The sequence below is a fragment of the Streptomyces sp. NPDC047042 genome, assembly GCF_040644035.1.
Lineage (GTDB): Bacteria > Actinomycetota > Actinomycetes > Streptomycetales > Streptomycetaceae > Streptomyces.
Genome location: NZ_JBEYVP010000042.1, coordinates 95,137 through 101,406, shown reverse-complemented (window position 1 = coordinate 101,406; position 6,270 = coordinate 95,137). Strand labels below are relative to the sequence as shown.

At 70.8% G+C, this 6,270-nt stretch carries 4 protein-coding genes; all 4 read right to left on the bottom strand.

What is annotated here, in order from left to right:
• Positions 1 to 219: 219 nt before the first annotated feature.
• The 4 genes from ABZ855_RS38375 to ABZ855_RS38360 all read right to left on the bottom strand — a co-directional run bounded on the left by ABZ855_RS38375 (position 220) and on the right by ABZ855_RS38360 (position 6,143).
• Positions 220 to 2,187, bottom strand: a complete 1,968-nt coding sequence (locus tag ABZ855_RS38375; protein WP_360815165.1) for an ABC transporter ATP-binding protein — start codon at positions 2,185 to 2,187, stop codon at positions 220 to 222.
• Between the two features lie 164 nt (positions 2,188 to 2,351).
• The gene (locus ABZ855_RS38370) at positions 2,352 to 3,350 is read right to left on the bottom strand and encodes an ABC transporter permease (RefSeq protein WP_360815162.1); all 999 of its coding nucleotides are present in this window, start codon (positions 3,348 to 3,350) and stop codon (positions 2,352 to 2,354) included.
• A gap of 2 nt (positions 3,351 to 3,352) precedes the next feature.
• On the bottom strand, positions 3,353 to 4,411 hold the full coding sequence (locus tag ABZ855_RS38365; protein WP_360815135.1) for an ABC transporter permease: 1,059 nt from the start codon (positions 4,409 to 4,411) through the stop codon (positions 3,353 to 3,355).
• Between the two features lie 7 nt (positions 4,412 to 4,418).
• Complete coding sequence (locus ABZ855_RS38360) at positions 4,419 to 6,143, bottom strand: ABC transporter substrate-binding protein (protein ID WP_360815132.1); 1,725 nt, start codon at positions 6,141 to 6,143, stop codon at positions 4,419 to 4,421.
• Positions 6,144 to 6,270: the final 127 nt, after the last annotated feature.

Here is a 6,270-nt window from a genome sequence, read left to right as displayed (position 1 = left end):
CGGCGCGCCCCGCACCCCCCCGGGACCCGGTTGGGGTGGCGGCGGGGGCGCGGGGGGGCGGCGCGGGGCGTCTCTGTTGGGGCCCCGGGGGGGGGGGGGCGGGGGGGGCCCCCCCCCCCCCCACCAAAAGGGGTGAACGGTCGTAACTTTCCCGTGCGGTTCGCGTTCTGTCGCGCTAAGAGATCATTCGCACACTCCAGGTCACGAACACATGTGTGGTCACGCCGGGGCCAACTCCCGTCGTGCGGCGCGGCGCTGGGCCGCGACAAGCGGATCGAGAGCGGGTACGGCGGCCAGCAACTGCCGGGTGTACGGATCCCTCGGATTGTCGTACACCTCGTCGGCGGGGCCCGACTCGACGATCCGTCCGCGCCGCATCACCGCGACGCGGTCGCTGACCTGGCGTACGACGGCGAGGTCATGTGCGACGAACACCAGCGCGAGGCCGAGTTCGCGCTGCAACTCGCCGAGCAGGGCGACCACCTGGGCCTGGGTCGTGACGTCGAGCGCCGAGACCGGCTCGTCGCAGACGATGACGCGCGGCTCGGCGGCCAGTGCCCGGGCGATGCCCACGCGTTGGCGCTGGCCTCCGCTGAACTCGTGGGGATAGCGGTCGAAGTGTGCCGGATCGAGCCCGACCCGCTCCAGCAGCTCGCCCACGCGTGCCCGGACCCGCGCGTCGTCCCGCTCGCCGCGTGCCCGTAGCGGGTCGGCGATCGACTCGCCCACGCTGCGGCGGGGGTTGAGCGAGGAGACCGGGTCCTGGAACACCATCTGCACGGCGGGACCGACCCCCGACCGCACCCGCCCCTCGTAGCGCACCTCGCCGGCCGTCGGCTCCAGCAGCCCGACCAGCATCCGCCCTAGCGTCGTCTTGCCGCTGCCGCTCTCGCCGACGATGCCGAGGGTCTCGCCCCGGCGCACGGTCAGCGACACGTCGTCCACGGCCGCGAACGCCCGCTTCCCGCGCCCGAACTCGCGCCGCAGAGCGGTGGCCTCCAGCACGACCTCCGCAGAGCCGACGCCGACGCCCGACCCCGACCCGGCCCCAGAGCCGACGCCCGCCCCAAACCCGGACCCGACGCCCGACCCGGACCCGGACCCGACGCCCGACCCGGACCCGACGCCCGACCCCGACCCCGACCCGGACCCGACGCCCGACCCCGACCCGGACCCCGACCCGGACCCGACGCCCAACCCCGACCCCGACCCCGACCCGGACCCCGACCCGGACCCGACGCCCAACCCCGACCCCGACCCCGACCCGGACCCCGACCCGACGCCCAACCCCGACCCGACGCCCGAGCCAGACCCGGACCCGAGGTCGGACCCGGACCCGAGGCCGGACCCGGACCCTAGGCCCGAGCCAGACCCGGTGGTTCCCCTAGAGCCGGACCCGGTGGTGTCCCCCGTTGCCCTACGCGCCTCCACGCGCGGTACCGCGGCGAGCAGTTCACGCGTGTACGCCTGGGCGGGCGCCCCCAGGACGGCGGCGACCGGGCCGTGCTCGACGGCCCGCCCGTGCCGCATCACCAGCACGTCGTCGACGCTCTCCGCCGCGACGCCCACGTCGTGCGTGACGAGCAGCAGGCCCATGCCGGTCTCCTCGCGGAGTGTGTGCAGCAGGTCGAGGATCTGGGCCTGGACGGTCACGTCCAGCGCGGTCGTCGGCTCGTCGGCGATCAACAGGTCGGGTTCGCAGGCGAGCGCCATGGCGATCAGCGCGCGCTGGCGCATCCCGCCGCTGAACTCGTGCGGCCGGGACCGGGAGCGCCGTACCGCGTCCGGAATCCCGACACGGTCCAGTACGTCGACGGCACGCGCGCGTGCGGCCCGCCGGGACACCCGGTTGTGCACCCGGTACACCTCGGCGATCTGGTCGCCGACCGCGTAGTACGGGTCGAGGGAGGACAGCGGGTCCTGAAAAACCATCGCCGCCTTTGCCCCGCGCAGCCGCCGCAACTCGGCCTCGGACGCCCGCTGTACGTCGGTTCCGGCGACCCGGAGGGCGCCGCCGACCTCCGCTCCCGTACCCCGGTGCAGCCCCAGCAGGGCGGCGGCGACCGTGGACTTGCCCGAGCCGGACTCGCCGACCAGGCCCAGCGCGGCGCCCTTGTCGAGTCGGAACGAGAGCCCGTCCACGGCCCGCAGGGAGCCGAAGGCCACCGTCAGCCCGTCGACCTCCACGAGAGCACTGCTCTCGGCGTTCTCCACCGCGTCCACCACCGCGCCCACCACCGCGTCCAACACCACGTTCTCCACCGGCTTCTCCACCGCGGCCTCGGCCGAGGCACCTTCCGCGGCACCTTCTGAGGCTCCGTCCGAGGCCTCGAATGAGGCCCTGTCCAGGCTCATACGAGCACCACCCGTCGGTCGGCCACCGCGTAGAGCACATCCGCGACGGCGTTGGCCACGACCACGAAGAACCCGGTGACCAGCACCATGCCGACGACCACCGGCAGGTCCACGACCTTGACCGCCTGGACGAGTTCCTGTCCGATGCCGGGCAGTCCGAAGAGCGTCTCGGTGAGCACCGCGCCGCCGAACATCGATCCGAAGTCGGTGGCGCTCAGCGCGATCAGGGGAGCCACCGCACCGCGCAGCGCGTGCCGCCCGATGACGGACCGCTCCCCGACGCCGTACGCGCGGAAAGTGCGTACATGGTCCTCCGCGAGGGTCTCCAGCATCGACGCCCTGGTCAGACGGGCGTACTTGGCGGATTCGATCAGGGCGAGCGACAGCCAGGGCAGCAGCAGGTTCCAGGCCCACTGCTCGGGGTCGTCGGCGAAGGGCACGTACTGCGGGAACGGCAGCAGCTCCAGCTGGCCGCAGACGACGATCATCAGGATCAGGCCGATGACGAAGACGGGCGTGGCCGTGCCGGCCAGCGTGAGGCCGGTCAGGATGCGCTCGGTGGGCCGGCCGCGCCGCCAGGCCGAGAGCACTCCGGTGCCGACGCCGATGAGCAGCCACAGCACCATCGCGCCGAGCGCGAGCGAGCCGGTGACCGGCAGTTTCGCCAGGATCAGCTCGGTGACCTGCTGGTCGCTCTGGTACGACAGACCGAGGCAGGGCGCCGCGCAGTGCTCGACTGACGTACCGGTGGAGTAGTCGTGGCCGACGAAGACGCCCAGCAGGAAGTGCCAGTAGCGCAGGTACAGCGGGTCGTCGAGGCGCAGTTGCTCGGCGACCTGGTGCACCTGGGCCGGGGAGCAGCGCGGGCCGCAGGTGATCTGGGCGATGTTGCCCGGGGCGACGTAGAAGACGACGTAGATGATCACCGAGATGGCGAGGAGGGTGACGATCGCGCCGATGACACGGCGGGCGACGAACCCGCCGAAACCGGAGATGTTCACGCGCGGGCCCCCTGCCCGGTGTCCGATGCTTCCGCCGACGTCGTGCCGGCCTTCTTCTCCCCGGCCCTGGCCTCGCGTTTGCGGCCCGTGCCGATACGCAGCCGGGACGCGGCACGCGGATCGAGGGCGGTGCGTATGCCGTCGCCGAGGACGGTGAGGGCGAGGACGGTCACGAAGAGGGCGCCCGCGGGCAGCAGCAGGTACTGCGGTGCCGCCTGGTACCAGACATCGGCGGCGGTGATCATCTGCCCCCAGGAGGCCGTCGGCGGCTTCACCCCGACCCCGAGGAAGGACAGGGCGGCCTCGACCGTGATGTTCGTCGGAACGAGGAGCGCGGCGTACGTGATGACGGGTGCGGCCAGGCCGGGCAGCAGTTCACGGCGGGCGATCCGCCAGGAGCCCCAGCCGCTGAGGCGGGCGGCGGCCACATGGTCGAGCTGTTTGAGGGTGAGCGTCTGGGCGCGCACGATCTTCGCGATCGAGCCCCAGGCGATCAGTCCGATGACCAGGGCGACGAGGACGGGCCTCGGGAAGCTGCTGGGCACGATCGCCAGCAGGGCCAGCGACATGATCATGAGTGGCAGGGCGATGATGACATCGGTGAGACGGCTCAACAGTTGATCAACCCATTGACCGCCGAGGGCGGACGCAATGCCGACCACGACGCCGATCAATACCTGGACGAGGGTCGCCGCGAGCGCGACGCCCAGCGAGACCCGGGCGCCGTAGACGAGCCGGGCGAACAGGTCGCGACCGGTCTGCGGTTCGACGCCCAGCCAGTGGTCGCCGCTGATCCCGCCGAAGGCGCCGGTCGGGACACCTCCGCGCGCGGAGTCGACGAGGGCCGGGTGGTAGGTGGTCGGATCCTGGCCCTCGATCGCGGTGAGCAGCGGCGCGCCGAGCGCGACCAGGACGAGCAGCGCGACGACGGCCGCCGCGAAGAGGGCGGCACGCTGCGCACGCAGCCGCCGCCAGAACTGGCGGGCCCCCGAAACCGCCGGGACGGGTGTCGTACCCGTCCCGGCGGCCTGGGAGGCGAGAAGGACCTCGCTCACGTCGTCGTCACTTCACCGAGACCTGGGAGATGTCCAGGACACCCGTCCAGTCGCTGATCACGATGTTCTTGATGTCCTTGCCGTACAGCCGCTTGTAGACGGGGTGGAACAGCGGCACGGTCAGCGCCTGCTCACCGATCTTGCTGTCCAGTGCACCCCACCTCTTGGCGGCAGCGTCAAGATCGGTCAACTTGTTGATCGCGTCAATCTCGGCATTGACCGACTTGTCGTCGAGGAAGCCGGTGTTGAAGTTCGCACCGTCCTTGACGATCTGCCGGCCGTCGAAGATCGGAGCGAGGAAGGGACCGCCGGAGGGCCAGTCGGCACCCCAGTGGGCGAGGAAGAACCCGGGCTCCTTCTTCACGTCGTGGATGGTGTCGGAGTAGTCGTTGTCCTCCAGCCCGTTCAGCTTCACCGTGATCCCGGCCTTCTTGAGCGCGTCCTGGACTGCGGTCGCGATCTCCGGGCTGGTCTCGAAGTCCTTGGCGTTGGAGTGGGTCAGGGTGACGGTCAGCCCGTTCGGGTAACCGGCCTCCTTCAGCACCTCCTTGGCCTTCGCCGGGTCCCCCGAGGCACCCGCCGGGAAGTGGTCGTACGGCGTGTATCCGAAGGACTTCTGGTTCGGCAGATAGGTGGTGGCGGGCTCGGCCAGCGACGAACCGCCGGCCGCGTTGACGACGCTCGTACGGTCGATGGCGTACGAGATCGCCTGGCGCACCTTGATGTTGTCGAACGGCTTGATCTTCGGGTTGAACGCTATGTAGTTGATGTAGCCGAAGTGTCCGGTGCCGACACGCGCGGCCAGTTCCCTGTCACCGGAGACCTTGGCGAGCTCGGCCGGGCCGAGGTTGGTGTCCGTGGTGACGGACGCGGCGTCCGCCCCTTGAGACGCGGACAGCCGCTGGTTGATCACCGAGGAGTCGAGCCCGGACCGTACGTCGATCTTGTCCGGGTACGCCTTGCGCTCCGCGTCCGTGGCGGCCGACCAGTAGGGGTTGCGCTCCAGGATCAGCCGCTCACCGTCCCCCTCGTTGCTGACGACCTTGTACGGGCCCGACGAGACCGGGTGCTCCTCGTACTTGGTGCCGGTGTCCTTGGCCTTCGGGACCGGCGTGAACTGCGTCTGGGTGGCCAGGTAGGGAAACTCGCCCTCGGGCTTGTTCAGATGGAAGACGATCGTGCGGGCGTCCGGCGTCTCGATCGCGTCGAGGCCCTCGCCCTTGTCCTTGTAGGGGCCCTGGTAGTCGGCGGCGCCGACCAGCCAGTCCCTCAAGTAGGGCGCGCCGCCGGAGAGTTCGGGGGCGAAGGACCGCTCGATGCCGTACTTGATGTCGGCGCTGGTGATCGCCGTACCGTCCTCGTACTTGAGCCCTTCCTTCAGGGTGTACGTCCACACGGTCGCGTTCTCGCTCGGGCGCCCGGTGTCGGTGGCGAGGTCGGGGACGACCTTCGCGCCCGCCGCCCCGCTCTCGCGGTTGCGCGTGGTGAGCGTACGGAAGACCAGTGAGGGGACGTTGCCGCCGCCGGAGGTGTACAGCCTCGCGGGGTCGAAGTCGTCCTGCGGCCTGGAGTTCAGGACGGTGAGTGTGCCGCCCTTCTGCGGCTTGGAGTCGCCGCTTCCCGCGCCCTTGGCATCGTTGTCCTTCGGACCGCATGCAGCGGCGCCCGCGGCCAGGACAAGGCTGACGGACACCGCTGCGACGCGGCGCGCTCTGACGGACGGTTGGGGCATCGGAAGACGACCTCTCGAATAATGAGACGGAATGACGAGGGATGAGACGGAAAGGAACACACGTCCGCCCGGCGTCACAACACGCGTCAGGTCGCACCAGAAGCACCAGGTCACCAGTGGCACCAGG